The organism is Sphingomonas sp. PP-CE-1G-424, assembly GCF_004341085.1.
Taxonomy (GTDB): domain Bacteria; phylum Pseudomonadota; class Alphaproteobacteria; order Sphingomonadales; family Sphingomonadaceae; genus Sphingomonas.
In genome coordinates this window covers 624,734-649,543 of the sequence record NZ_SLXW01000001.1, presented here as the reverse complement: position 1 = coordinate 649,543, position 24,810 = coordinate 624,734, and the positions used below count along the sequence as shown (strand labels likewise).

Genomic DNA, 24,810 nt, shown 5'->3' with positions numbered 1-24,810 from the left:
CCGCTGTCGCACGCAAATGCAGCATCGGGGTGGGTTGTTGCTATTTGGTGACATCCGCCGCGCAATGCGACGCATCCTGGCCGATTTGTAACTTTCTTTTGGACAACGGGGTCCGGTCTTGCGACATCGCGCGCAGCGGCGACCACGCGGTCGCACAATGGATCGTATCGGGCGGAAACATTCGCCGATTCAAAAGGGATCAAGATAACCATGCGCAACCACATGTTCCGCGACTGCCTGATGGCGTCGACGATGATCGCAGGCGCGATCGTCGCTCTGCCAGCCTTCGCGCAGACCACGCCGGCACCGGCTCCCGCGCCGCAGGGCACCAGCAGCGACGACGGTGCCGCTGCAACGACCCCGGCAGTCTCGAACACGCCGAGCCAGGACCCCGCCGCTGCGGGTACGGCCCAGGGTGGCGACATCGTCGTGACCGGTTCGCGCATCTCCAACCCGAACCTGACTTCGGCGAGCCCGATCACCGTCGTCAACGCAGCAGACATCAAGCTGCGCGGCGCGACGCGTATCGAAGACGTGCTGAACAGCCTGCCGTCGGCCTTCGCGTCGCAGACCTCGTCGGTGTCGAACGGTTCGACCGGCACCGCGACGATCAACCTTCGCAACCTCGGTGAATCGCGCACGCTGGTGCTGGTCAACGGCCGCCGCCTGATGCCGGGCAACCCGTCGTCGAGCAGCACGGCCAGCGCGGCCGCCGACGTCAACATGATCCCGACGTCGTTGCTCAAGCGCGTCGACGTGCTGACCGGCGGCGCTGGTACGGTCTATGGTTCGGACGCAATCGCCGGCGTCGTCAACTTCGTGCTCGATACCGATTACGAGGGTTTCAGCATCGATACCTCGGGTGGCATCTACAACCACAATAACGACAGCGCGCGCTTCAAGGCGCTGAACACCGCACGCGGCTATCCGGCGCCGACCGGCCAGTCGTTCGACGGCACGCAGTTCGACATCAACTTCAAGGTCGGCGCGGGTACCAGCGACGGTCGCGGCCATGTCGTCGGCTACGGCGGCTACCGCAAGATCGGTGCGATCCTGCAGGGTTCGCGCGACTACAGCTCGTGCGGTTTCAATACCCCGGGCGCCGGTGGCAACGACTATGTCTGCGGCGGTTCGACCACGGCAGCGCCAGCGAACTTCTCGCTCGGCGATTCAGTCGTCAACGGCGCAGCAAGCGGCCTGCAGCAGCAGTACACGCTGAACAGCGCCGGTGCCTTGGTCCCAGGGCGGACGCTCTACAACGCGAACCCGCTGAACTATTACCAGCGTCCGGACACGCGCTACACCGCGGGCTTCCTGGCCAACTACGAAGTCAGCAGCGCGTTCAAGCCGTATGCCGAGTTCATGTTCATGGACGATCGCTCGGTCGCGCAGATCGCCCCGTCGGGTGATTTCAGCAACACCGCCATCCTGAACAGCAACAATCCGTTCCTGTCGGCGGCGCAGCAGGCGACCTTCTTCCGCGGCACCAACTTGGTGCGGGATGCCAACGGCAACGTCATCAACCTGACCAACCCCGACGGCACGCAGTATCAGCAGGCGAACGTCACGATCGGTCGTCGCAACGTCGAAGGCGGCGGTCGCCAGGCGGATCTCCGTCACACCCAGTACCGTTACGTCCTCGGCGCCCGCGGCGACATCGACAAGGGCATCTCGTACGAGGCGTACGGCCAGTTCGGCAGCACCGTGTTCAACCAGGTGTATCGCAACGAGTTCTCGATCGCGCGGACCACGCGTGCGCTCGATGCGATCACCGATACGCGTCCCGGCTCGGCGACGCTCGGCCAGGCGGTGTGCCGCTCGGTCGTCGACGGTACCGATCCGAGCTGCGTCCCGCTCAACATCTTCGGCGCGGCAGGGATCACGCCGGCGGCACTGGGCTACGTCCAGACCCCTGGTTTCCAGTCGGGCGAGAACAAGGAAAAGGTCGTCAACGCGTCGATGACCTTCAGGGGCGGTGAGTACGGCGTCCAGTCGCCGTACGCGAGCGAAGGCATCGCGCTGAACGTCGGTGGCGAGTACCGCAAGGAGTCGCTGAGCCTCGAAGTCGACAACGGCTTCCTGAGCGGCGATCTCGCCGGCCAGGGCGGCGCGACGTTGCCGATCCGTGGCAGCTACGACGTCAAGGAAGCGTTCAGCGAACTCATCGTCCCGCTCGTCAGCGGTCGCCCGTTCTTCAACGAACTGACCGTCAGCGGCGGCTACCGCTATGCGAGCTACAGCACCGCAGGGTCGGCAAGCTCGTACAAGGGTGAACTGGTCTGGGCGCCGATCTCGGACATCCGCTTCCGTGGCGGCTACAACCGCGCGGTTCGTGCACCGAACACGCAGGAATTGTTTGCCCAGCAGTCGGTCCAGATCGACGGTGCGACCGATCCTTGCGCAGGTCTGGCCGTCAACGGTCTGGTCAACGGCAACACGGCGGCACAGTGCGCCCGTGCAGGTGTCCCTGCAAACCGCTTCGGTCTGGTCCAGGACAACCCCTCGGAGCAGTATAACGGCCTGGTCGGTGGCAACCCGAACCTGAAGCCCGAAAAGGCCGACACGGTCACCATCGGCGCCATCCTGCGTCCGTCGTTCCTGCCGGGCTTCAACCTGTCGGTCGATGGCTTCCGGATCAAGCTGAACGATCGCATCGGTACCATCGGTGCCGACACGATCATCGCACAGTGCATCGCGACGGGTCAGCAGAGCTTCTGCGGGGCGATCAACCGCGACGCCAACGGCACGCTGTTCCAGGGCACGAACGGGTTCATCGTCGATACCAACGTCAACGCCGGTTCGCTGTTGACGCAGGGCATCGAGACGTCGGCTGGCTACACCTTCCGTTCGGACAGCATCGGCACGATCGGCCTCTCGTTCAACGGCACGTATGTCGACAAGTTCACCTCCGACAAGGCTGGGGCGAAGTTCGATTGCGCAGGTCTGTTCGGCGCACAGTGCGGCTACCCGATGTCCAAGTGGCGTCACCAGGCGCGCATCTCGCTGAACACCCCGAACGGCATCGGCTTCTCGGGTAACTGGCGTTACCTGTCGGCGACGAAGTTCGAGCGCACCAGCAGCGATTCCGATCTCAGCGGTCCGTTCTTCGTCCGTGATGCCCGCGTGAAGGCACAGAGCTACTTCGATCTCGCCGCAACGGTGCGTGTCGAGGACAAGTTCACCTTCCGCATGGGTGCCAACAACGTGTTCGACAAGACGCCGCCGATCCTGAGCGCGACGGCATCGCCAATCGGTTCGTTCGGTAACGGCAACACCTATCCCGGCATCTACGACGCTGTCGGTCGCTACCTGTTCGTTGGTCTGACCATCGATATGTAAGCGATCCTTCGGGACCAAGAAAAAGGGGCGGCAGATCATCGATCTGCCGCCCCTTTTTTTTGTCGTTCGAAGACGGCTCAGGCGACCTGGAGTACGAGCTTGCCATCGCCTTCGTCGATCTTGACGGTCGAACCGTCCTTCACCTCGCCGCGCAGGATCATGTCGGCGAGCGGGTCCTGTAGATACCGCTGGACCGCGCGTTTCAACGGCCGCGCGCCGTACACCGGATCATAGCCGACCCGGCCGAGCCACGCGCGCGCCGCGTCCGTCAGGTCGAGGATGATCTTGCGGTCGGCGAGCAGCTTGTCGACGCGGGATACCTGGATGTCGACGATCGGCGCCATGTGCGACTGGCCGAGCCGGTGGAACAGGATCACCTCGTCGAGCCGGTTGAGGAACTCCGGCCGGAAGTGCGACCGGACGATCTCCATCACCTGCGGCTCGACCGACGACACGTCGTCGCCCTCCGCCATGTTCGCCAGATACTGGCTGCCGAGGTTCGACGTCAGGATGATCAGCGTGTTGCTGAAATCCACCGTACGGCCCTGGCCATCGGTCAGCCGGCCGTCGTCGAGCACCTGGAGCAGCACGTTGAACACGTCGCCGTGCGCCTTCTCGACCTCGTCGAACAGGATCACCTGGTACGGCCGGCGCCGCACCGCCTCGGTCAGCACGCCGCCTTCCTCGTATCCGACATAGCCCGGAGGCGCGCCGATCAGCCGCGCGACCGCGTGCTTCTCCATGAACTCGCTCATGTCGATGCGGACCATCGCGCTGGGATCGTCGAACAGGAACTCCGCCAGCGCCTTGGTCAGCTCCGTCTTGCCGACGCCGGTGGGCCCCAAGAACAGGAACGAGCCCAAAGGCCGGTTCGGATCCTGCAACCCCGCGCGAGCCCGCCGGACCGCGGTAGAGACGGCCTTCACCGCGTGCGCCTGGCCGATCACGCGCTTGCCGATCGTCGCCTCCATCGCGAGCAGCTTGTCGCGCTCGCCCTGGAGCATCCGCTCCACCGGGATACCGGTCCAGCGGCTGACGACGCCGGCGATATCGTCCGCGGTGACCTCCTCGCGCAGCATCGCGCCCTTGGTCGCGCCCGCCGCCTCGTCGAGCTGGCGCTGCAACCCCGGAATCGTCCCGTAGGAAAGCTCGCCGGCCTTGGCGAGATCGCCCGAGCGCTGCGCCTGCTCCAGCTCCAGCCGGGCGGCATCGAGCTGCTCCTTCAGGCGTGCCTCGGCATTAATTTTGTCCTTCTCACCCTTCCAGCGCGTCGTCAGCTCGGCGGATTGCTCCTCCAGGTTGACGAGTTCGCCCTCCAGCGTGTCGAGCCGGTCGACCGAGGCATCGTCGGTCTCGCGCTTCAACGCCTCGCGTTCGATCTTGAGCTGGATGATCCGCCGGTCGAGATTCTCGATCGCCTCGGGCTTCGATTCCACCTCCATGCGGATCCGCGACGCGGCCTCGTCCATCAGATCAATGGCCTTGTCGGGCAGGAAGCGATCGGTGATGTAGCGGTTCGACAGCGTCGAGGCGGCGACGATCGCGCCATCGGTGATCCGTACGCCGTGATGCAGCTCGTACTTCTCCTTCAGCCCACGCAGGATCGAGATCGTGTCCTCGACGGTCGGTTCGCCGACCATCACCGGCTGGAACCGCCGCTGCAACGCCGGGTCCTTCTCGACGTACTTCCGATATTCATCGAGCGTGGTCGCGCCGACGCAGTGCAGCTCGCCGCGCGCGAGCGCTGGCTTGAGCAGGTTGCCCGCGTCCATCGCGCCCTCGGATTTGCCCGCGCCGATCAGCTGGTGCATCTCGTCGATGAACAGGATGATGTCGCCCTCGGCGGCCTTCACCTCGTCGAGCACGCCTTTCAACCGCTCCTCGAACTCGCCGCGATATTTGGCACCTGCAATCAGCGAGCCGAGATCGAGCGACATCAGCCGGCGATCCTTCAGCGTATCGGGCACGTCGCCATTGGCGATCCGCAACGCGAGCCCCTCGGCGATCGCGGTCTTGCCGACGCCGGGTTCGCCGATCAGCGCGGGGTTGTTCTTGGTCCGGCGCGCGAGGATCTGGATGGTGCGACGGATCTCCTCGTCGCGACCGATGACGGGGTCGAGCTTGCCGTCGCGCGCCGCCTGGGTGAGGTCGCGCGCGAATTTCTTAAGCGCGTCATAGCGATCCTCGGCGCCCGCGGTGTCGGCGGTGCGGCCCTGGCGCAGACCATTGATCGCGGTGTTCAGCCCCTCGGGCGTCACGCCGCCGGCCTTCAGCGCCTTGCCCGCCGCGGTGTTGAGCGACAGCGCGAGCGCGACCAGCAGCCGCTCGACGGTGACGAAGCTGTCGCCCGCCTTGCTCGCGATCTGCTCGGCCTGGTCGAGCACGCGCACCGCGTCGTTGTCGATTCCCGGCGTGGTCTGCGCGCCTGAGCCGGATACGGCGGGGATTTTCGCGAGTGCCAGATCTGTCTCGGACGTCGCGCGCTTGGCGTCGCCACCTGCCGCCTTGATCAGCCCGGCGGCCATGCCCTGCTCGTCTTCCAGCAGCGCCTTCAAGAGATGTTCGGGGGCGATCCGCTGATGGTTCATGCGGATCGCGACGGTCTGCGCGGATTGTAGGAAGCCCTTCGCGCGGTCGGTGAATTTGTCGATGTTCATGACGAATTCCTGTGGGAGTGTTTCGGTATTGGCCGAAAGATGGTGTTGTATTTGGGCAACACAAGAGGCGGGCGCAGGCTGGATGCTAGGGCGAGCGCGAGGCATCCGGAATAGCGTTTATTGTCGGTATCGAAGCGCCGCCGTCATCGCTATGTTCAGGTTCGCATGCTATATACGGTGCGTGTCCACAGCGCTCCCCCATACCTACGCCATCGGCATCGAGCCGGCCGACATCGACTTCATGGGTCACGTCAACAACGCGAACTATCTGAAGTGGGTACAGGCCGCGGTGATCGACCATTGGCAGCGCCTCGCGCCCGCCGAGGCGGTGGCCGGGCACCTCTGGGTCGCGCTCAAGCACGAGATCACGTACCGCAAGCCCGCGTTCCTTGACGACGACGTCATCGCGACGGTGCTGCTCGAGAAGGTACAGGGCGCGCGCGCGTTCTACGAGACGATCATCAAGCGCGGCGAGGATGTGCTCGCCGAGGTGAAGTCGAGCTGGTGTTGTTTGGATGCGGAAACGCTGCGTCCTTCACGGCTGGCGAACAGCGTGGTGGAGCATTTCTTTCCGAAGGACCCGGCGGCGGCCTGATTGAGCCCCCCCCCCGGTGGGCTTACCACCCCGGCGAAGGCCGGGGCCCAATTGGAAAGTTGGAAGTAACGGCTCGCGGTCCTTCGTTATCGCTGTCCCCCAATTGGGCCCCGGCCTTCGCCGGGGTGGTGCGTTGGGTTTAGCGAGTCACACCACCTCGTACGGCACCGCGCCGCGCCGGTCCGGGTCGACCCTGATCCCACTCGCCGCCGGTGGAAACGCCCGCTGGTCGCAATCCGTCCGCAAACAGACGCGACACGAAGACCCGATCGGCGTCGCGATCCCCCCGGTCCCGAGCGCATCCGCATAGATGAACTCCGACGCGTTCGCCTCCTCGCACCCCAGCGCCACAGCATAGCGCCGCGCCGGCCGCGTGTACGTCTCGGACGGCTTCACCAGACCCTTCGCCATCGAGACGTAGCGGATGCCGTCGGTCGTCTCGATCAGCTGTGTCAGGATCCGGTCGGGAATCGCCACCGCTTCGTGAACGATCCATAACGGACACGCGCCGCCGAACCGCGCGAATTGCAACCGCGTGGCGGAGTGGCGCTTGGTGATATTGCCCGCCATGTCGACGCGGCAGAAGAAGAACGGGATGCCGAGCGCGCCCGGTCGCTGCAACGTCGACAGCCGGTGGCACGTCTGCTCGAAGCTGGTCCCGAAGATCCGCCGCAGTCGATCGATGTCGTGGCGTACGCTCCGCGCCTCAGTGCGGAAGCGCGTATAGGGCATGACGATTGCCCCTGCGGCGTAATTGGTCAGCCCCGCTGTCAGCAACGCGCGCGCCGTTTCGGACGCCATCTCTGACGCAGCGACGATCCCGCCGATGACGTCGCCGAACTCGTGCCGCGCGACTTGGTGCGCGAGCGAGAACAGGGTTGTCTCGCCCGGCTGCGATCCGTCGAGCCTTAGGGTCGCGCCGTCATAATCGCGAAGCGGCGCGGCAAGCGCACCCGAGATCGCAACCGACACACCTCGCGCTTCCAGCCGAGCCTCCAGCGCAGCGATCCGATCCGACCCCAAAGTCTCGCCGATCTCCTCCGCGCGGCGATCGAGCGCATCGACATAATTGCCTGCCGCATGAAACCAGTCGCGCACGTCCTCCCACGGCAGCAACCCCGGCGCCCCCGAACCCGCCACCAGCCGGTCGTCTAGCGCCCGCAACTGCTCCTGCGCGCGGCGATACGCGTCGTGCATTGCGACCAACCGTTGCGCCAACAACGGCTGGTGCTTCACCGCGCGCCGCACCGCGGTCTCGTCGAGCGCAGGCGCCTCCACGCTCGTGTCCGACACCGCCTCCAGCGTCGCGATCAGCAACGCGGTATCGTCCGCCGCGTCGATGCTCCCCCAGTCTGCCGGAAACTCGCGCGCGAGCGTGATCAGCACGCCCTCGGTCACCGGGCGGTCGCCATTCTCGATCTGCGAGAGGTAGCTCACCGACAGCCCGATCCGCACGGCCATCGCCGCCTGGCTGATCCCGAGCACGCGGCGCAGGTCGCGCAGGCGGTGTCCGACGAAGAGGCGACGTGCGGGCAGGGTCATCCCTCCGCCTAGTTTGCAAACATCACGTCGGCAAGTTTGCAACATTGCATTTGCGCATCGCATCCCGCTCTGTGAAGGCAGTCAGCAGGACGGAGAGACGATGTCATCCACGATCGAAGAGCTTGAACGCCGCCGCGAAGCCGCCAGAGTCGGCGGGGGCCTCAAGCGGATCGCAGCGCAGCACGCCAAGGGTAAGCTCACCGCGAGGGAGCGCCTTGACGTGCTGCTGGACGAGGGATCGTTCGAGGAGCTCGACATGTACGTCGAGCATAACTGCGTCGATTTCGGCATGCAGGACCAGATGATCCCCGGCGACGGCGTGGTCACGGGTTCGGGCACGATCAACGGCCGCCTCGTCTTCGTCTTCAGCCAGGACTTCACCGTGTTCGGCGGGTCGCTCAGCGAACGTCATGCGCAGAAGATCTGCAAGGTGATGGACAGTGCGATGAAGGTCGGCGCGCCGATCATCGGTCTCAACGACAGCGGCGGCGCGCGCATTCAGGAGGGTGTCGCCTCGCTCGGCGGCTATGCCGAGGTGTTCCAGCGCAACGCGCTCGCCTCGGGCGTCGTACCGCAGCTCTCGCTGATCATGGGGCCCTGCGCCGGCGGCGCGGTCTATTCCCCCGCGATGACCGACTTCATCTTCATGGTGAAGGATTCGAGCTACATGTTCGTCACCGGCCCCGACGTGGTCAAGACGGTGACCAACGAGGTCGTGACGCAGGAGGCGCTGGGCGGCGCGGTAACGCACACCACCAAGACGTCGGTCGCCGACAACGCGTTCGAGAATGATATCGAGGTCTTGTTGGCCGCGCGCGATTTCTTCGACTTCCTGCCCGCATCCAATCGCGAGGGCGTGCCCGAGCGGCCTACCGCGGACGAATGGGACCGGATCGAGGAGAGCCTCGACACGCTGATCCCGGCGTCGGCGAACCAGCCCTACGACATGCACGAGCTGATCCGGAAGACCGTCGACGAAGGCGATTTCTTCGAGACGCAGCCGGCGCATGCGGCCAACATCATCACCGGTTTCGGTCGTATCGAAGGCCGCACGGTCGGCTTCGTCGCGAACCAGCCGATGGTACTTGCCGGCGTGCTCGACATCAGCAGCTCGAAGAAGGCGGCGCGGTTCGTGCGCTTCTGCGACGCGTTCGAGATCCCGATCGTGACCTTCGTCGACGTCCCCGGCTTCCTGCCCGGCACCGCGCAGGAGCATAACGGCATCATCAAGCACGGCGCGAAGCTGCTGTTCGCCTATGCCGAGGCGACCGTGCCTAAGATCACCGTCATCACGCGCAAAGCGTATGGCGGGGCGTACGACGTGATGGCGTCGAAGCATCTGCGCGGCGACCTCAACTATGCGTGGCCGACCGCCGAGATCGCGGTGATGGGCGCTAAAGGCGCGGTCGAGATCATCTTCCGCGGCAAGACTCCGGAAGAGATCGCCGAGCGCACCGCGGAGTACGAGGCGCGCTTCGCCAACCCGTTCGTCGCCGCGTCGAAGGGTTTCATCGACGAAGTGATCCAGCCGCACTCGACCCGCCGCCGCATCGCGCTCGGCCTACGGAAACTCCGCGGCAAGGCGCTGGAGAATCCGTGGAAGAAGCATGATAACATCCCGCTGTGACGATCCAGTCGCTCGGGAGGCGATCTTGAAGAAACTGCCACTGTCGAAACAGCTCATATTCGTCGGCATCGTCTTCGGCGTGGCGATGCTCACGTCGTTCGTGCTGGCCTTCTTCGCAGCCGCCGCGGCCGGGCGAAGCGGTCAACCGCTGCCGTCGCCGATCATCGGCCTTTCGATGGGCGTTGTCGCAGGGACGATCTATCTTCTGCTCGCCGGTAATAAGCGCGTTGCGCTCGCTAGCAGCGATGCCCGGCAGGCGGCGTTGGCCCCGGTGGTCGACGGCACCGCGCGACTGATCGTCTTTCGTCGGGGTTTCGTCGGCAAGCTGGCAGGGGTTGACGTGTATCTCGATGGCGAAGTGCGGACACAGCTGAAAAGCCCGCGCTTCGCGGCACTTACGGTGGAGCAGGGGACTCATACGCTTGAAACCAGGGTGCAGAACAAGTCGTCCAAGCCTTTTGTCGTCGAAGCGGTCGCCAACACGACCGTCATCGTGGAGATCGAGGTCGGATTGAAGCAGCAGGTGCTCGTTCAGCGGGCTGATGATGCCAATCTTCGTACGGTGCTCGCCGGTACGCCGATGGTGGTCGCGTGATGCTCGGTCTGTTCCTGCTCCAGGTCGTCGCCACAGCCGCACCTGCGCCCGCCTGGAAACTCGCCGATCGCACCAGCCCGGCAGGCGTGCGCAGCATTTCCACGTCGGTCACCGGTAATGATGGGCTCTCGCGGTTGGTCGTCAAGTGTGACGTCGCGTCCGAGCCGATCGTGTCGCTTCAGTTCATCCAGCCGCAATCGCTCGGATCGGGTGCGGACAAGCCCGTCGCGGTCCGCTTCGATGGCGGTCCTGCGTTTACCTATAACTGGCAGTTTCCAGGCACCGGCAGTTACGTCACCGATCCGGAGGCAATCACCAAACTGACCACGTTCCTCGTCAAGTCGAAGACGGTCCGGGTCGAAACCACCAACGGCGCGAACTTCGCGGTACAGGCGAACTTTGTCGCGCCGCCGGGCGATGCGATGGTCCGCCAGGTGCTCGGCGTCTGCGGCTACACGCTCGGCGTGGTCCCGCCGCGCCTCACCAAGCCAGCCGCCGAGCCTGCGGAATGACACGTTGTATCCCTCTCGCCCGCACATTATCATGTCATGATAAGGAGTCGTGACATGCAGACCGAACGCGTGACGTTTTTGACCTCGCCGGATCACAAGGCGGCGCTCGATGCCTTCGCCGCGAGTAACGGCAAATCGGTTGGCCACGTACTGCGCGCCGCCTCGACCCGCTATCTCGTCGAAGGCGAGGCGGACGAGGAGGCTGCGCTGGCATTGCTCGTCCGCGAAGTCGAGGCAGCCGTTCCCTTGATGCGCGCCGATATCCGCGACACGATCGCCTCGATCAAGCGCGCCAACGATGCCGTGGACGCGGTCCTCGCCGGTGAGAGACCTCGCGCATGAGCGTCGTCGGCGATGCTTTGAAGGCGATGCGGACCGTCCTGCTGATGCAAGAGGATCTGCGCGTGATGAAGGACGCCGCGCACGCGCAGGGCGACCGGCTCGCACGTCTTGCCGAGGCGCATGGCGCATTGCGCGACCGAGTCAGCCGGCTCGAGGGAATCATCGAAGGCGCCGCTATGGCACGCCGCATGCCCGACCAGCCGAGGATCGAAGGATGACCGCCACTCTAGGCCGCCTCAACCACGTCGGAGTCGCGACGCCGTCGATCGCGAAGTCGGTCGAGACGTATCGCCTGCTGCTCGGTGCGACCGCGATCGGCGAACCGTTCGACCTGCCGGCGCAGGGCGTGAAGGTGTGCTTCATCGATGCGCCGAACACGCAGATCGAGCTGATCGAGCCGTATGACGAGAGTTCGCCGATCGCCGGCTTCCTGCGCAAGAACCCGGCCGGTGGGCAGCATCATGTCTGCTTCGAGGTCGCCGATATCGCCGCCGCGGTCGCCGACCTGAAGGCGAAGGGGGCGACCGTGTTGGGCGAGCCGCGGATCGGCGCGCACGGCACGCCGATCGTGTTCGTGCACCCCAAGAATTTTGGCGGCATGCTGGTCGAGTTGATGGAGACGCCGGGCGATACCGGCGCGCACTAGGAGAGATCTGATGGCCGCGTACGAGCATATCCTGAGCGAACGGCGCGGTGACGTGCTGGTGCTGACGCTCAACCGGCCCGACCGGCTGAACGCCGCGCCGCCGGCGATGTTCGAGGAACTGGCTGCGGCGCTGAGCGATCTCGACGGTGCGCGCGCGGTTCTGATTGCGGGTGCTGGACGCGCATTCTGCTCGGGTGCGGATGTCGGGGGCGGGGCGCTTGGCTCGGACAACCCGGGCGAGGCGACGTTCGCGGCGCTGACCGGCAGCTATAACCCGACGATGGCGGCGATCGCCGAGCTGTCGGTGCCGGTGGTGAGCGCAGTGCGCGGGCCGGCGGCGGGGATCGGGTGCAGCCTCGCGCTCGCCGCCGATTTCTGCGTCGCGAGTGAGACCGCGTATTTTCTCCAGGCGTTCGTGAACATCGGGCTGGTGCCGGATGGCGGCGCGTCGTGGATGCTGCCGCGGTTGATCGGCAAGGCTCGGGCGACCGAGATGATGATGCTCGGCGAGCGGGTGCCGGCGGCGAAGGCGCTCGACTGGGGTATGGTGCACAAGGTCGTTGCCGACGATGCGTTGGATGCGGAAGCATTTGCTCTGGCGGAGCGGCTGGCGGCGATGCCGACGATCGCACTCGGGTTGATGCGGCGGGCGATTACCGCTGCGTACGAGACGGATTACGCGACCGCGATGCAGGCCGAGGCAGCCAACCAGCGCAATGCGCGCGGGTCTGCGGACTCGATGGAGGGCGGCCTCGCATTCCTGACGAAGCGTAAGCCGGTGTTTACGGGCAAGTGACCTCCGCCGCCAACATCACCCCGGCGTTTCTAACCACCACCCCGGCGAAGGCCGGGGCCCAATTGGGCAACGGCGTCTTGGCTGGTGCTACTCTTCGTTACAGCAACCTTTCCAATTGGGCCCCGGCCTTCGCCGGGGTGGTGTTCTCTGCATGACTGATAAACCGAACCCCACGCTCGCCGACTGGCAAGCCGCCGCCGCCAAGGAAGTCAAAGGCGCCGACCTCACCTGGCCGACCCCCGAGGGCATCGACGTCAAACCGCTCTACACCGCGGCAGACGTCACCACCGATCCCGGCCTCCCCGGTTTCGCCCCCTTCACCCGAGGCGTCCGCGCGTCGATGTACGCCGGCCGCCCCTGGACGATCCGCCAATACGCCGGCTTCTCCACCGCCGAAGCCTCGAACGCGTTCTACCGCCGCAACCTCGCCGCCGGCCAGAAGGGCCTGTCGGTAGCGTTCGATCTCGCCACGCACCGCGGCTACGACTCCGACCACCCCCGCGTCACCGGCGACGTCGGCAAGGCCGGCGTCGCGATCGACTCGGTCGAGGACATGAAGATCCTCTTCGACGGCATTCCGCTCGACAAGATGTCGGTGTCGATGACGATGAACGGCGCGGTGATCCCGATCCTCGCCTTCTTCATCGTCGCCGGCGAAGAGCAGGGCGTCGACCGCAAACTGCTCGACGGGACCATCCAGAACGACATCCTCAAGGAGTTCATGGTCCGCAACACCTACATCTACCCGCCCGAGCCGAGCATGCGGATCATCTCGGACATTTTCGGCTACACCAGCCGCGAGATGCCCAAGTTCAACAGCATCTCGATCAGCGGCTATCACATGCAGGAGGCCGGAGCGACTCAGCTCCACGAGCTCGCCTTCACGATCGCCGACGGCATGGAGTATGTGAAGTACGGCGTCGCGTCGGGGCTCGATATCGACAAGTTCGCCGGGCGCCTGTCGTTCTTCTTCGCGATCGGCATGAACTTCTTCATGGAGATCGCCAAGCTCCGCGCCGCGCGCGTTCTCTGGCACCGCGCGATGACGCAGCTGGGCGCACAGGACGAGCGTTCGAAGATGCTCCGCACGCATTGCCAGACGTCGGGCGTCTCGCTCACCGAGCAGGACCCGTACAACAACGTCATGCGCACGACGATCGAGGCGATGGCGGCGATGCTCGGCGGCACGCAGTCGCTTCACACCAACGCGCTCGACGAAGCGATCGCGCTCCCGACCGACTTCTCCGCACGGATCGCGCGCAACACGCAGATCGTGATCCAGGAAGAGACGGGGATGACCAAGGTCGTCGATCCGCTCGGCGGCAGCTATTATATCGAGAGCCTGACGCAGTCGCTGGTCGACGGCGCGTGGGCACTGATCGAGCGGATCCAGTCCGAAGGCGGCATGGCGAAGGCGGTCGCGGCGGGCTGGCCCAAGGCGATGATCGAGGAAGCCGCCGCCGGCCGCCAGGCCCGCGTCGATCGCGGCGAGGACGTCATCGTCGGGGTCAACAAATACAAGCTTGCCGAACAGGACGCGATCGAGATCCTCGACGTGGACAACGTCGCGGTGAGGGCGGGCCAAATCGAACGCATCGCGCGGGTTAAGGCGACGCGCGACGAGGCGGCGTGCCAAGCCGCTCTAGATGCCCTCCGCGAAGGTGCGCGACGCGGAAATCCTCCCCCAGCGGGGGAGGTGGCATCGCGCAGCGATGACGGAGGGGTTGCGCACCATCGAGAGGGCGATACCCCTCCGTCAGTCGCCAGCGCGACTGCCACCTCCCCTTCCAGGGGAGGATCGGAAACGAATCTCCTCGCCCTCGCCGTCGACTGCGCCCGGGCTCGTGCCACGCTCGGCGAAATCTCCTCGGCGATGGAGGACGTGTTCGGCCGCTATGGCACGCAACCCACCCCCGTCTCCGGCATCTACGGCGGCGCGTACGAGGACGACGCCCGCTGGACCCGCCTCACCGACGGCGTCGAAGCTACCGAGCGCCGCATGGGGCGCAAACCCCGCATGCTCGTCGCCAAGATGGGCCAGGACGGCCACGACCGCGGCGCCAACCTCGTCTCGTCGATGTTCGGCGACCTGGGCTTCGAGATCGTCCCCGGCCCGCTGTTCCAGACTCCCGCCGAGGCCGCTGCGCTCGCGCTGGAAAAGGACGTCGATATCGTCGGTGCCTCGAGCCTCGCCGCCGGCCACAAGACGCTGATCCCCGAACTGATTGGCTATCTCCGCGAGGCGGGCCGCGCGGATATCAAGGTGATCGCGGGGGGCGTTATCCCCGCCCAGGACTACCAGGCGCTGCGCGATGCGGGGGTCCAGGCGATCTTCGGCCCCGGCACCAACCTGATCCAGGCCGCCGAGGACGTGTTGAAACTCCTCGGCCACAACATGGCACCGGAAGAGGAACGGGTATGAACATGCGCACCACGGTGTTGGCGATGGCGCTGACCGCTTTCAGTATCGCGCCCGCCGTGGCGCAGGAAACCGCGCCGACTACCGGCCGCTCGATCGCGACGTTAGCGCAGGTCATGGTGAAGACGCGCGACGGCAAGGCGATCCCGCTCGGATCGCGCATTAAGCCGGGCAAGCCTACCCTCGTCTCGATCTGGGCGAGCTGGTGTCCCCCGTGCATCGCCGAAGCCCCGTATCTGAACAAGATGCGCAAGGAATTCGGCAGCGGCTACAACTTCCTTTACATCAACCGCAGCGAGGGCAGTCCCGATCGCACCCAACCGCCCGCCGCGATCGCGCAGTTCCTGCAGCGCGCCGGCATGAGCGACATCGAGTACGTCGTCGCTGACGTCGATGCGTACCGCCAGGTCATCGGCAAGGACATCAAGGATATCCCCGACGGCAAGGTCGGCATTCCGCGCGTCTATCTGTTCGATGCCAAGGGGCGGCAGGTCCATACCGCCTACGGCTTCGGCGACGGCGGCGGGCCCGAACTCGAAGCGCGCGTGAAGCGTGCGATGGCGGCCAAGTGACATCGCCCACCAGTTACGTCGCTGCGCGCACGCGCTATGCGACGACGCGAAACGACCAGAGACCAAAGGCCGCATGATGATCGAAACCCTCCTCCGTCCCCCCGTCGCCGACCCCGCCGTTGCGACTGCTGCGCCGGGCGTCCGCACCGACTGGACCCGCCCCGAAATCGCCGCGCTCTTCGACCTCCCGTTCGACGAACTGATGTACCGCGCGCAGACCGTCCACCGCGCGCACCACGCGATCGGCGAAGTCCAGCTCTGCACGTTGCTGTCGATCAAGACCGGCGGCTGCCCCGAGGATTGCGGCTATTGCTCGCAGTCCGCGTCGTCCGACTCTGGCCTCAAGGCGGAAAAGCTGATGGACGTCGACGCGGTCCTCGCCGACGCCGCGCAGGCCAAGGCCGCCGGCTCGCAGCGTTTCTGCATGGGCGCCGCGTGGCGCAACCCGAAGCCGCGCGACATGCCGAAGGTCGTCGCGATGGTCGAGGGCGTCCGCGCGATGGGGCTCGAGACGTGCATGACGCTCGGCATGCTCGACGCGGACCAGGCCAAGCAGCTCGCCGACGCGGGACTCGATTACTACAACCACAACATCGATACCTCGCCCGAGAATTACGGCAACGTCATCACCACGCGCACCTTCGGCGATCGGCTCGAGACGCTGGCGAACGTGCGGGACGCCGGCATCTCGGTCTGCTGCGGCGGGATCGTCGGGATGGGCGAGACTCGCAGCGACCGTGTCGGCTTCGTCCACGCGCTCGCCACGCTGCCGCGTCACCCGGAGAGCGTCCCCGTCAACGCGTTGGTCCCGGTCAAGGGCACGCCGCTCGGCGACATGCTGGCCGGCACGCCGATGGCGCAGATCGATGACATCGAGTTCGTCCGGACGGTCGCCGTCGCGCGGATCACGATGCCGCTGAGCATGGTGCGGCTGTCGGCCGGGCGCGAGAGCATGTCCGAGGCGACCCAGGCGCTGTGCTTCATGGCCGGTGCGAACTCGATCTTCACCGGCGACAAGCTGCTGACCACCGGCAACGCCGGCGACAGCGCAGATGCGACGCTGCTGGCGAAGCTCGGGATGAAACCGATGGTCGGCGCGGAGCCGATGCGGGAGGCCAAGACATGCTGCTGATCGCATTGCTGATGACCGCGGCTGCTCCGATGCAGTCGCAGGCGACGATGAACGCGTCCGCCGGTACGAGTTATGCGCGGGCGGATGCGGCGATGGCGGCGCAGTGGAAGCGGACCTACGCGTATATGAAGGGCCGCGACGCGCAGGACGGGTCGCGTGGCGGCGGGTTCGGCTATGCGGCCGCGCTGCTGGAGAGCCAGCGTGCGTGGCTCAAGTTCCGCGATACGCAGTGCGTGATCGAAGGCGGGCAATATGCCGGCGGTTCGGCGCAGGGCATGACGATTGCCGGATGTCGGACCGGCCTGACGCAGGCCCGCACGAAGCAGCTCAAGACGATGATTTGGTACCAATAACCAGTCCGCACCCGGACCGCGTCCGGCAAGACGGCACAGATTAGGGCGAGTGATGTTCAAGAAAATCCTGGTCGCCAATCGGGGCGAGATCGCGTGTCGCGTCATGCGGACCGCCAAGGCGATGGGCATCAAGACCGTCGCGGTCTATTCCGACGCCGACGCGCGCGCGCCGCATGTGCTGATGGCCGACGAGTCCGTCCGGCTTGGGCCGGCACCTGCCGCGGAGAGCTATCTCAAGGCCGAACTGATCCTGCTCGCGGCCAAGGAAACCGGCGCGGACTGCATCCATCCCGGCTATGGCTTCCTCTCCGAACGCGAGAGTTTCGCGCTCGCCTGCGCCGAGGCTGGGATCGCGTTCGTCGGGCCGCCCGCGAACGCGATCGCCGCGATGGGTGACAAGATCGAATCGAAGAAGCTCGCCAAGGCCGCGGGCGTCAACGTCGTGCCGGGCTATCTCGGCGAGATCGACAGCACCGATCACGCGGTCGAGATCGCCGGCGGCATCGGCTATCCGGTGATGATGAAGGCGTCGGCCGGCGGCGGCGGCAAGGGCATGCGCCTCGCCTACAGCGAACAGGACGTCCGCGAAGGCTTCGAGGCGACCAAGCGCGAGGGGCTGGCGAGCTTCGGCGACGACCGCGTGTTCATCGAGAAATTCATCGAATCGCCGCGTCACATCGAGATCCAGCTGATCGGCGACCAGCACGGCAACATCGTCTATCTCAACGAGCGCGAATGCTCGATCCAGCGGCGGCATCAGAAGGTCGTCGAGGAGGCGCCGTCGCCGTTCGTCACGCCTGCCATGCGGAAAGCGATGGGTGAGCAGGCCGTCGCGCTCGCGCAGGCGGTCGGCTATTATTCGGCGGGGACGGTCGAGTTGATCGTCTCGGGCGCGGACACGACGGGGGAGGGGTTCTACTTCCTCGAAATGAACACCCGGCTTCAGGTCGAGCATCCCGTGACCGAGGAGATTACCGGGCTCGATCTCGTCGAACTGATGATCCGTGTCGCCGCGGGTGAACCGCTCGGGTTCACGCAGGATGACGTGAAGCTCAACGGCTGGTCGATCGAGAACCGGGTGTACGCCGAGGACCCGTATCGCGGGTTCCTCCCGTCGATCGGTCGGTTGGTGCGCTACAATCCGCCCCTCCCATTCGCCCTGAGCGAAGTCGAAGGGCATGCCCCGAGCGGAGGTGCTTCGACTTCGCTCAGCACGAACGGGGAAGGGGTGGCGGAGTCCGCGGAACCCCGAGTCCGCGTCGACGACGGCGTGCGCGAGGGCGGCGAGGTCAGCATGTTTTACGACCCGATGATCGCCAAACTCATCACCTGGGCGCCGACCCGCGACGGTGCCATCGCCGCGCAGATCGCCGCGCTCGACGCGTTCGAGCTGGAGGGGCCGGGCAACAACATCGATTTCCTCTCGGCGATCATGCAGCATCCTCGCTTCCAGTCGGGCGCGCTCACCACTGGCTTCATCGCCGAGGAATATCCCGAAGGCTTCCACGGCGCGCCCGCGGACGCCGAATTGCTAAAGACGCTCGCCGCCGTCGCAGCTTTCGCGGCCACGGCAGAAGCCGACCGCGCCCGCCGCATCGACGGCCAGCTCGGCAAGCGCCTCCGCCCGCCCGCCGACTGGTCGGTGACGATCGACAAGACCGACCACGTGGTGACGGTCTCGACCGACGGCATCATGGTCGACGGCGAAGACCTCGATCTGGCGCTCGAATACACGCCCGGCGATCGCATGGTGGTCGCCGACGGTCACGGGACCGATGGCGACGAACACCTCACGATCCGCATCGGCAAGGCCCGCGCCGGGTTCAAGCTCACGACCCGCGGCGCGAGCCATGTCGCCCGCGTCCTTCCCGCGCGCGTCGCGCCCTACACCGCGCATCTGATCGAGAAGGTCGCGCCCGATCTGTCGAAGTTCCTGATCTGCCCAATGCCGGGGCTCCTGGTGCGGCTCGACGTAGCGGCGGGCGACAGGGTCGAGGCAGGGCAGGCGCTGGCGGTGGTAGAGGCGATGAAGATGGAGAACATCCTGCGCGCCGAGAAGACGGGGACGGTGAAGTCGGTGGCGGCGAAGACCGGGGACAGCCTCGCAGTGGATCAGGTGATCCTCGAGTTGGACTGAGCGGGCGTTCGGTTCGATCCCAACTGCCGTCCCGCCTCGTCATGGCTGACTCGTTCCGGCATCCACCGTTCCGCACGCCCGATAGAGCTGAGTATGCGGACCGGTGGGCCCCGGCCTCCGCCGGGGTGACGGAAAGGGGGAGGGCGTGCGTTCCTCGTAGCGACTGTACGGAAAGGGACCCGCGCTTCTGTTTCCCCGCGAAGGCGGGGACCCAGACTGGGCTCCCGCCTTCGCGGGAGAACAAGGGTGTACGGGTGACGATCGTATGCGCGCGCTTGCGTCCCCCTAACTCCACCCCGGCGAAGGCCGGGGCCCAGTTGGGAGCGGCTGATGATCACGGCCGACGCTCCGTTACAGCGACCTTTCCAACTGGACCCCGGCCTTCGCCGGGGTGGTATATCCCTTCGTTGAGTAGGGCGTGTGAGGGGCAAGCGCTCATCCTGAGCCACTCCCGATAACGGCTTCGGCCGTGCTGCGTCCCAACCCGATCTCCGCCCCCTCCCGTTTCCGGCCCCACCGCTGTACAGCACCCCGGATGACCCTCCTCCGTTACCTCGCCGCGCTCCTCCTCCTGATAACCGCGCTCCCCGCGATCGCGCAGGACGAGCCCAAGGTCGCGACCGTCGCTGCCAGCCTGACGCAAGCCTCGGCCGAGCTTCAGGCGATCGACGACGCCACCCCCGCGGCGCGTGACGACAAGGCGCGGCAGGCGTTGCGGGATCGCGCGCAGGCGGTGCAGGCGACCGCCGCCGACGCGGTCCGCACGCTCACCCCGGAGATGGCGCTGGTCCAGGCGCGCGTGACCGAACTCGGCGCCGCCACGCCCGGCGTTGTCGAGGCGCCCGAGATCCGCACGCAACGCAAGCTCCTCGCGCAGAGCCAGTCGGCGATCGACTCGGCGATCAAGCGCGCGCGCCTCATCGGGATCGAGGCCAAGCAGCAGATCGACGATATTGGCGCGGCGGAGGCGGAGGAACTCGGCCAGCAACTGTCCGAAAACACCGGCTCGCCGCTGTCGCCGACCTTGTGGGCGGCGATCGTCGATCACCTGCCGCGTGATTCCGCGCGGCTGATGCGGTTCGTCAATACCGAGGTGCGTCAATTCTCGTCGCGGTTCGGCATGCACGCCGGGACCGGCCTGCTGGTCGGGATCCTCACCGCTTTGGTGCTGGTCGTGCCGCTGCGGGGCTGGCTGCACCGCGTCGGCCGCCGCTACGCGACCAACCACGCGCCCGGTGGTCGCCTGCGACGCTCGGCCTATGCGTTGTGGCTGGTGGTGATCGGCACCGCTTTACCCGGTCTCGCCGCCTGGGCGATCGTCGCGTCGCTACGTTGGGGCGGGCTGGTGTCGCCCGCCTGGAGCCGGTTCGGCGCGATCTTCGTCGGCCTGGCGTGGTTCTGCGCGTTCGTGTCGTCGCTCGGCGGTGCGCTGCTGTTGCGCGGTCAGTCGACGTGGCGGTTGCTGCCGATCGGCGACGCCGCGGCGCAGGCGCTTCGACCGTATAGCTGGATGGCGGCGGCGCTGATCTTCTTCGGGCAGTTGCTGATCGCGACCAATCTGCTGATCGGCATCAGCGCACCCGCATCGAGCGCGGCCAACGCGGTCGTCGCGCTGCTCCATATCATGGTGCTCGGCGCGATCCTGGTGACGCTCGGCCGGTTGCGCGCCGCGGCGTTGCCCGACCCGACCAAGCCCGCGCGCAACACGCTGCTCGCGATCGTCGCGACGCTGGTCTGGCTGGTCCTGCTCGTGACGCTGATCGCCGGCCTGATCGGCTATGTGAATTTCGCGTTCAAGGTTGCGACGTGGCTGCTGTGGGGGGCGATCGTCGGGGCGACGCTGTACCTGATGATGACCTTCACCGACGATGCGTGCCGCACGTTGCTGTCGAGCGGCAACCGGCTCGGGCGCTCGGCGAACAGCGGGTTCGGGGTCGACAACAAGACCGTCGACCAGATCGGCGTGCTGCTGTCGGCGGTGCTGCGGCTGCTGCTGATCCTGCTCGCGGTCGGCGCGGTGATGGCGCCGTTCGGGGCGGGCGTCGGCTCGGCGTTCGAGCTGTTCGGCACGGTTGCGAACGGTATCACGGTCGGCCAGGTGACGATCTCGCCGGGCGCGGTGTTGCGCTCGCTGGTCGTGCTGTTCGTCGCGCTGGCGATCATGCGCGGGCTCCAGCACTGGCTGGTCAACAGCTACCTGCCGACCACCGCGATGGACGCCGGCGCGCAGAATTCGGTGACGATGGTCGCGCGCTATGCCGGGATCATTGCCGCGGTGCTGTGGTCGCTCGGCGCGCTCGGGATCGGCATGGAGAAGCTGGCGGTGGTGCTCGGTGCGCTGTCGGTCGGGATCGGCTTCGGCCTGCAGGCGATCACGCAGAACTTCGTCTCGGGGCTGATCCTGCTCGCCGAGCGCCCGGTCAAGATCGGCGATCTCGTCCGGATCGGCAACATGGAGGGCGACGTGAAGCGGATCAACGTGCGCTCGACCGAGATCCAGGTGGCGGACCGATCGACGCTGATCGTGCCGAATTCGGAACTGATCACCAAGACGATCCAGAACATGACGCTGGCCGCGCCGATCGGCCGGATCCAGCTGCAATTCTCGGTACCGCTCGAGGAAGATCTCGACGCGGTCCGGGCGATGCTGTTCGCGGCCTTCGCCGAGAAGCACGAGGTGCTCGACGATCCCGAAGCCAAGGTCTTCATCGATTCGATCGATGCGGGGCGCGCCAAGTTCAACTGCTTCGCGTACGTGGCGAGCCCGCGCGATGCCTATCCGATCCGTAGCGAGCTGTTGTTCACGCTACTCCGCCAGTTCCGCGAAGCGGGGATCGAGGTCGGGACGACCGCGACCAAGATGGAACTGGTCGGGTCGCTGCCGTCGATCGTCGGGACCGATCCGGCAGCGCCGCAACCCGATCAGACGGCGGATCAAACAGGGGTTCAGAACAGGACGTAGGGCAACGACACGCTGAAGCTCGATCCCGCCGCCATCGTCCCGCGTGGGCGAACGCGGACGTTGGTGACTGCCTTTGGCGTCGTGGTCGGATCGTAGGTCCAGCTGGTGCCGCCGTTCTCCGAGAAATCGACATCGTCGCTGGTGCTCGCAGGCGTGCTATAGGTGACGGCGAGCGACGAGGCGGGCGATCCCTCGGCAGTCTTGACGAAAGTGGGCGACGCGGTGCCGTCGCCGTCGAGCGCTACGGCGCCGCGGTTCGGCGTCGGCAGGACGATGTTGAGCGAATTGGCGTCGATTGCGATGATATCGGGGTTGGTGAGCGTGATCGTCGTACGCTGTTTGCTGCCTGGGATCGCGCGCGGGTTACCGGTCGTCGATTGGGGATCCCATGTCGTGTGCGTCACGATCGACACGGTGAACGGCTTGGCCGTAACGATCATCGTCACCGCGACGTTGGCAACGGGAATCGTCGTGGGATTGGCGTCGAGAGTGCCGACACAGAGACCTAGCGCGCCAAGCAGATCGCAGAAGCGCCATTCCCAGGCGATCTTGAAATTGCCCTTGTAGGTGCCCGGCGCGACCGCGGCGGCGGACGATGGACGGACATAGACCTTCACGTTGCGCGCCGTTCCGCCGAGCAGCCCGAGCAGGTTGACGAGCGTACCGTTCATATAGACGAACGGGGTTCCCGCGGTGAACGGGTTCGCGCCCGCGCCATCCGCGGCGATGACGTATTTCGCGGTGACCGTATTCAGGGGGTTGGTCGAGGTCAGCTTGAACCCGTCCGCGCTCGTGACCGTCGCGCGCAGGTAGTTACCGGACAGCAGCGAGATCGCCGTGGCGGGGCAGTCGAACCCTCCCAGTACCGGTACATAGGGTGGCGCGCCGCCGAGCAGCGCGTTGGGCGAAAAGGTGCCGAGCGCGGTCGAGGCGGGATCGGCGACCGTGCAGGCTGCCCATGCCGACGACGGCATCGCGAACGCCGCCGTGGCGATCAGCAATCTGGTGAACCCGGTCCTCAATGTCGCGCCCTTTCCGCTAGTTACGCGACGGGGCTAGGCCGGCATTCGTTAATGCGTTTTGAAGAACCTGAATCGGGTGTTTTCGCGTGCCGAAACGGCATGCATCGGCCTTGCCGCGATCGGCGAAGTGTTCGACACGGGGATCATGACGCCAACGACCCGACCGCCGCACACGAGCGCCTCCACCCCATCCTCGCCGCATACCGTCCTGATCGCCAGCGTCGCCACCGCCGCGCTCGCCGGGCTGTTGTTCGGGTTCGACACCGCGGTTATCGCCGGCGTCACTGGCGCGCTGAAGGCCAAGTTCGCGTTGAGCGAAGCGTGGCTGGGTTTCACCGTGTCGTCGGCGCTGTGGGGAACGCTGATCGGCGCGATGTTCGTCGGCACGCTCGGCGATCGCTACGGCAGTCGCAACGTGCTGCGGATGCTAGCCTTCCTCTACATCGTCACAGCCCTCGGCTGTGCGCTGGCGTGGAACTGGTACAGCTTCATCGGCTTCCGCTTCGTCATCGGCATCGCGATCGGCGGGTCGTCGGTGCTGGCACCCGCCTATATCGCCGAGCTCGCACCGCCTGCGCAGCGCGGAAAGATGGTCGGCGGGTTCCAGTTCGCGGTGATCCTCGGCATCCTGCTCGCCTATGTCTCGAACGCGGTGATCGGTGCGCTCGATCTCGGCGATACCGAATGGCGGTGGAAGCTCGGGATCGTTGCGCTGCCGTCGCTGGTGTTCTTCGCGCTGCTGTTCCGCATTCCCAACTCGCCGCGCTGGCTGCTGACCAAGGGGCGCGATGCTGAGGCGAAGGACGTGCTCGCGACGATCGGCATGAGTCCGGATGTCGCCAAGGCCGAACTCGATGCGCCGAAGGGCGACGGGCACCTGTCGTGGACGCGGCACCGCAAGCCGATCACGCTCGCCTTCCTGGTGGCGATGTTCAACCAGTTCAGCGGCATCAACGCGTTCCTCTATTACCTCAACGACATCTTCAAGGCGTCGGGCGGCAGCCTTTCGCCCGATCTCCAGGCGGTGATGATCGGGGTCGCCAACATGGTGTTCACGCTGCTCGGGATGCTGCTGATCGACCGGATCGGCCGCCGCACGCTGCTGCTCTGGGGCTCGGCCGGGATGACCGCGGCGTTGACGGTCGGCGGGCTGGCGCTGCTCGGCGTGCTGCCGAGCTGGCTGCTGTTGCCGTCGCTGATCGTGTTCATCATGTTCTTCGCACCCGGCTCGGGGGCGGTGATCTGGGTCTATATCTCCGAGGTGTTCCCGCAGAACGTCCGTGCACGCGGGTCGAGCATCGGCTCGTCGAGCCATTGGGGCTGGAACGCGGTGATCGCGCAGGCCTTCCCGATCGCCGGGGCATGGTCGGCGGGCGTGCCGTTCCTGGTGTTCGCGGCGATGATGGCGGTGCAGTTCGTCACGGTGCTGCTCTATTTTCCCGAGACCAAGGGCGTCGCGCTCGAAGACATGGACGCGCACATGGCGCGCTGACCCGGCACAATCCTGCGACAATTGGCGGCTAGGCACAGCACGCGGCCAGTTGGTGGTCGAAGGGGTGTGA

At 66.1% G+C, this 24,810-nt stretch carries 19 protein-coding genes; 16 read left to right on the top strand and 3 right to left on the bottom strand.

All coding sequences use genetic code 11. From position 1 onward, the window contains the following. Positions 1 to 210 precede the first annotated feature (210 nt). A complete protein-coding gene (locus C8J43_RS02945; RefSeq protein WP_133029655.1) occupies positions 211 to 3,339 on the top strand; it encodes a TonB-dependent receptor in 3,129 nt (1,042 codons plus the stop codon). A 77-nt stretch (positions 3,340 to 3,416) separates the two neighbouring features. On the opposite strand, the gene clpB is transcribed toward C8J43_RS02945, so the two are convergent. Next, positions 3,417 to 5,996, bottom strand: coding sequence for an ATP-dependent chaperone ClpB (clpB, locus tag C8J43_RS02940; RefSeq protein WP_133029654.1), 2,580 nt, complete (start codon positions 5,994 to 5,996; stop codon positions 3,417 to 3,419). A 181-nt stretch (positions 5,997 to 6,177) separates the two neighbouring features. Here clpB and C8J43_RS02935 point away from each other — a divergent pair, with 181 nt between their 5' ends. Then, a complete protein-coding gene (locus C8J43_RS02935) occupies positions 6,178 to 6,591 on the top strand; it encodes a thioesterase family protein (protein ID WP_133029653.1) in 414 nt (137 codons plus the stop codon). Positions 6,592 to 6,738: 147 nt separating this feature from the next. On the opposite strand, the gene C8J43_RS02930 is transcribed toward C8J43_RS02935, so the two are convergent. Then, positions 6,739 to 8,133, bottom strand: a complete 1,395-nt coding sequence (locus C8J43_RS02930) for a helix-turn-helix transcriptional regulator (RefSeq protein WP_133029652.1) — start codon at positions 8,131 to 8,133, stop codon at positions 6,739 to 6,741. Between the two features lie 100 nt (positions 8,134 to 8,233). Between C8J43_RS02930 and C8J43_RS02925 the strand changes: the two genes are divergently transcribed. The 13 genes from C8J43_RS02925 to C8J43_RS02865 all read left to right on the top strand — a co-directional run bounded on the left by C8J43_RS02925 (position 8,234) and on the right by C8J43_RS02865 (position 22,226). After that, positions 8,234 to 9,760, top strand: coding sequence for an acyl-CoA carboxylase subunit beta (locus C8J43_RS02925; protein ID WP_133029651.1), 1,527 nt, complete (start codon positions 8,234 to 8,236; stop codon positions 9,758 to 9,760). A 79-nt stretch (positions 9,761 to 9,839) separates the two neighbouring features. Next, positions 9,840 to 10,355: a hypothetical protein gene (locus tag C8J43_RS02920; RefSeq protein ID WP_133029650.1), complete on the top strand. Its 516-nt coding sequence runs from the start codon at positions 9,840 to 9,842 to the stop codon at positions 10,353 to 10,355. Beyond that, positions 10,355 to 10,867 carry a hypothetical protein gene (locus C8J43_RS02915; protein WP_133029649.1) on the top strand — a complete coding sequence of 171 codons (513 nt, stop codon included), beginning with the start codon at positions 10,355 to 10,357 and terminating at the stop codon, positions 10,865 to 10,867. Before C8J43_RS02920 ends, C8J43_RS02915 begins: the two co-directional genes overlap by 1 nt. A gap of 54 nt (positions 10,868 to 10,921) precedes the next feature. Then, positions 10,922 to 11,209 carry a hypothetical protein gene (locus C8J43_RS02910; protein ID WP_133029648.1) on the top strand — a complete coding sequence of 96 codons (288 nt, stop codon included), beginning with the start codon at positions 10,922 to 10,924 and terminating at the stop codon, positions 11,207 to 11,209. Then, on the top strand, positions 11,206 to 11,427 hold the full coding sequence (locus tag C8J43_RS02905; RefSeq protein ID WP_133029647.1) for a hypothetical protein: 222 nt from the start codon (positions 11,206 to 11,208) through the stop codon (positions 11,425 to 11,427). Before C8J43_RS02910 ends, C8J43_RS02905 begins: the two co-directional genes overlap by 4 nt. Then, the gene (gene mce, locus C8J43_RS02900) at positions 11,424 to 11,855 is read left to right on the top strand and encodes a methylmalonyl-CoA epimerase (RefSeq protein WP_133029646.1); all 432 of its coding nucleotides are present in this window, start codon (positions 11,424 to 11,426) and stop codon (positions 11,853 to 11,855) included. Before C8J43_RS02905 ends, mce begins: the two co-directional genes overlap by 4 nt. Positions 11,856 to 11,865: 10 nt before the next feature. Further along, complete coding sequence (locus C8J43_RS02895) at positions 11,866 to 12,651, top strand: enoyl-CoA hydratase-related protein (RefSeq protein ID WP_133029645.1); 786 nt, start codon at positions 11,866 to 11,868, stop codon at positions 12,649 to 12,651. Between the two features lie 151 nt (positions 12,652 to 12,802). Continuing rightward, a complete protein-coding gene (gene scpA / locus C8J43_RS02890; protein ID WP_133029644.1) occupies positions 12,803 to 15,073 on the top strand; it encodes a methylmalonyl-CoA mutase in 2,271 nt (756 codons plus the stop codon). After that, positions 15,070 to 15,642, top strand: a complete 573-nt coding sequence (locus tag C8J43_RS02885; RefSeq protein ID WP_243645379.1) for a TlpA disulfide reductase family protein — start codon at positions 15,070 to 15,072, stop codon at positions 15,640 to 15,642. The genes scpA and C8J43_RS02885 overlap by 4 nt, the downstream gene beginning before the upstream one ends. Before the next feature lie 73 nt (positions 15,643 to 15,715). Further along, positions 15,716 to 16,774, top strand: coding sequence for a biotin synthase BioB (gene bioB, locus C8J43_RS02880; protein WP_133029643.1), 1,059 nt, complete (start codon positions 15,716 to 15,718; stop codon positions 16,772 to 16,774). Next, entirely contained in the window at positions 16,765 to 17,127 is a 363-nt protein-coding gene (locus C8J43_RS02875; RefSeq protein ID WP_133029642.1) for a lysozyme inhibitor LprI family protein, read from the top strand. The genes bioB and C8J43_RS02875 overlap by 10 nt, the downstream gene beginning before the upstream one ends. A gap of 52 nt (positions 17,128 to 17,179) precedes the next feature. Beyond that, the gene (locus C8J43_RS02870) at positions 17,180 to 19,264 is read left to right on the top strand and encodes an acetyl/propionyl/methylcrotonyl-CoA carboxylase subunit alpha (RefSeq protein WP_133029641.1); all 2,085 of its coding nucleotides are present in this window, start codon (positions 17,180 to 17,182) and stop codon (positions 19,262 to 19,264) included. A 535-nt stretch (positions 19,265 to 19,799) separates the two neighbouring features. Beyond that, positions 19,800 to 22,226 (top strand): DUF3772 domain-containing protein, encoded by a 2,427-nt coding sequence (locus tag C8J43_RS02865; protein ID WP_133029640.1) that lies wholly within the window; start codon positions 19,800 to 19,802, stop codon positions 22,224 to 22,226. Here the strand turns inward: C8J43_RS02865 and C8J43_RS02860 are convergent. Continuing rightward, positions 22,211 to 23,248: a protein CsuE gene (locus tag C8J43_RS02860; protein WP_133029639.1), complete on the bottom strand. Its 1,038-nt coding sequence runs from the start codon at positions 23,246 to 23,248 to the stop codon at positions 22,211 to 22,213. The genes C8J43_RS02865 and C8J43_RS02860 overlap by 16 nt on opposite strands. A gap of 76 nt (positions 23,249 to 23,324) precedes the next feature. Between C8J43_RS02860 and C8J43_RS02855 the strand changes: the two genes are divergently transcribed. Next, positions 23,325 to 24,740, top strand: coding sequence for a sugar porter family MFS transporter (locus tag C8J43_RS02855; RefSeq protein WP_243645378.1), 1,416 nt, complete (start codon positions 23,325 to 23,327; stop codon positions 24,738 to 24,740). The last annotated feature ends 70 nt before the right edge of the window (positions 24,741 to 24,810 follow it).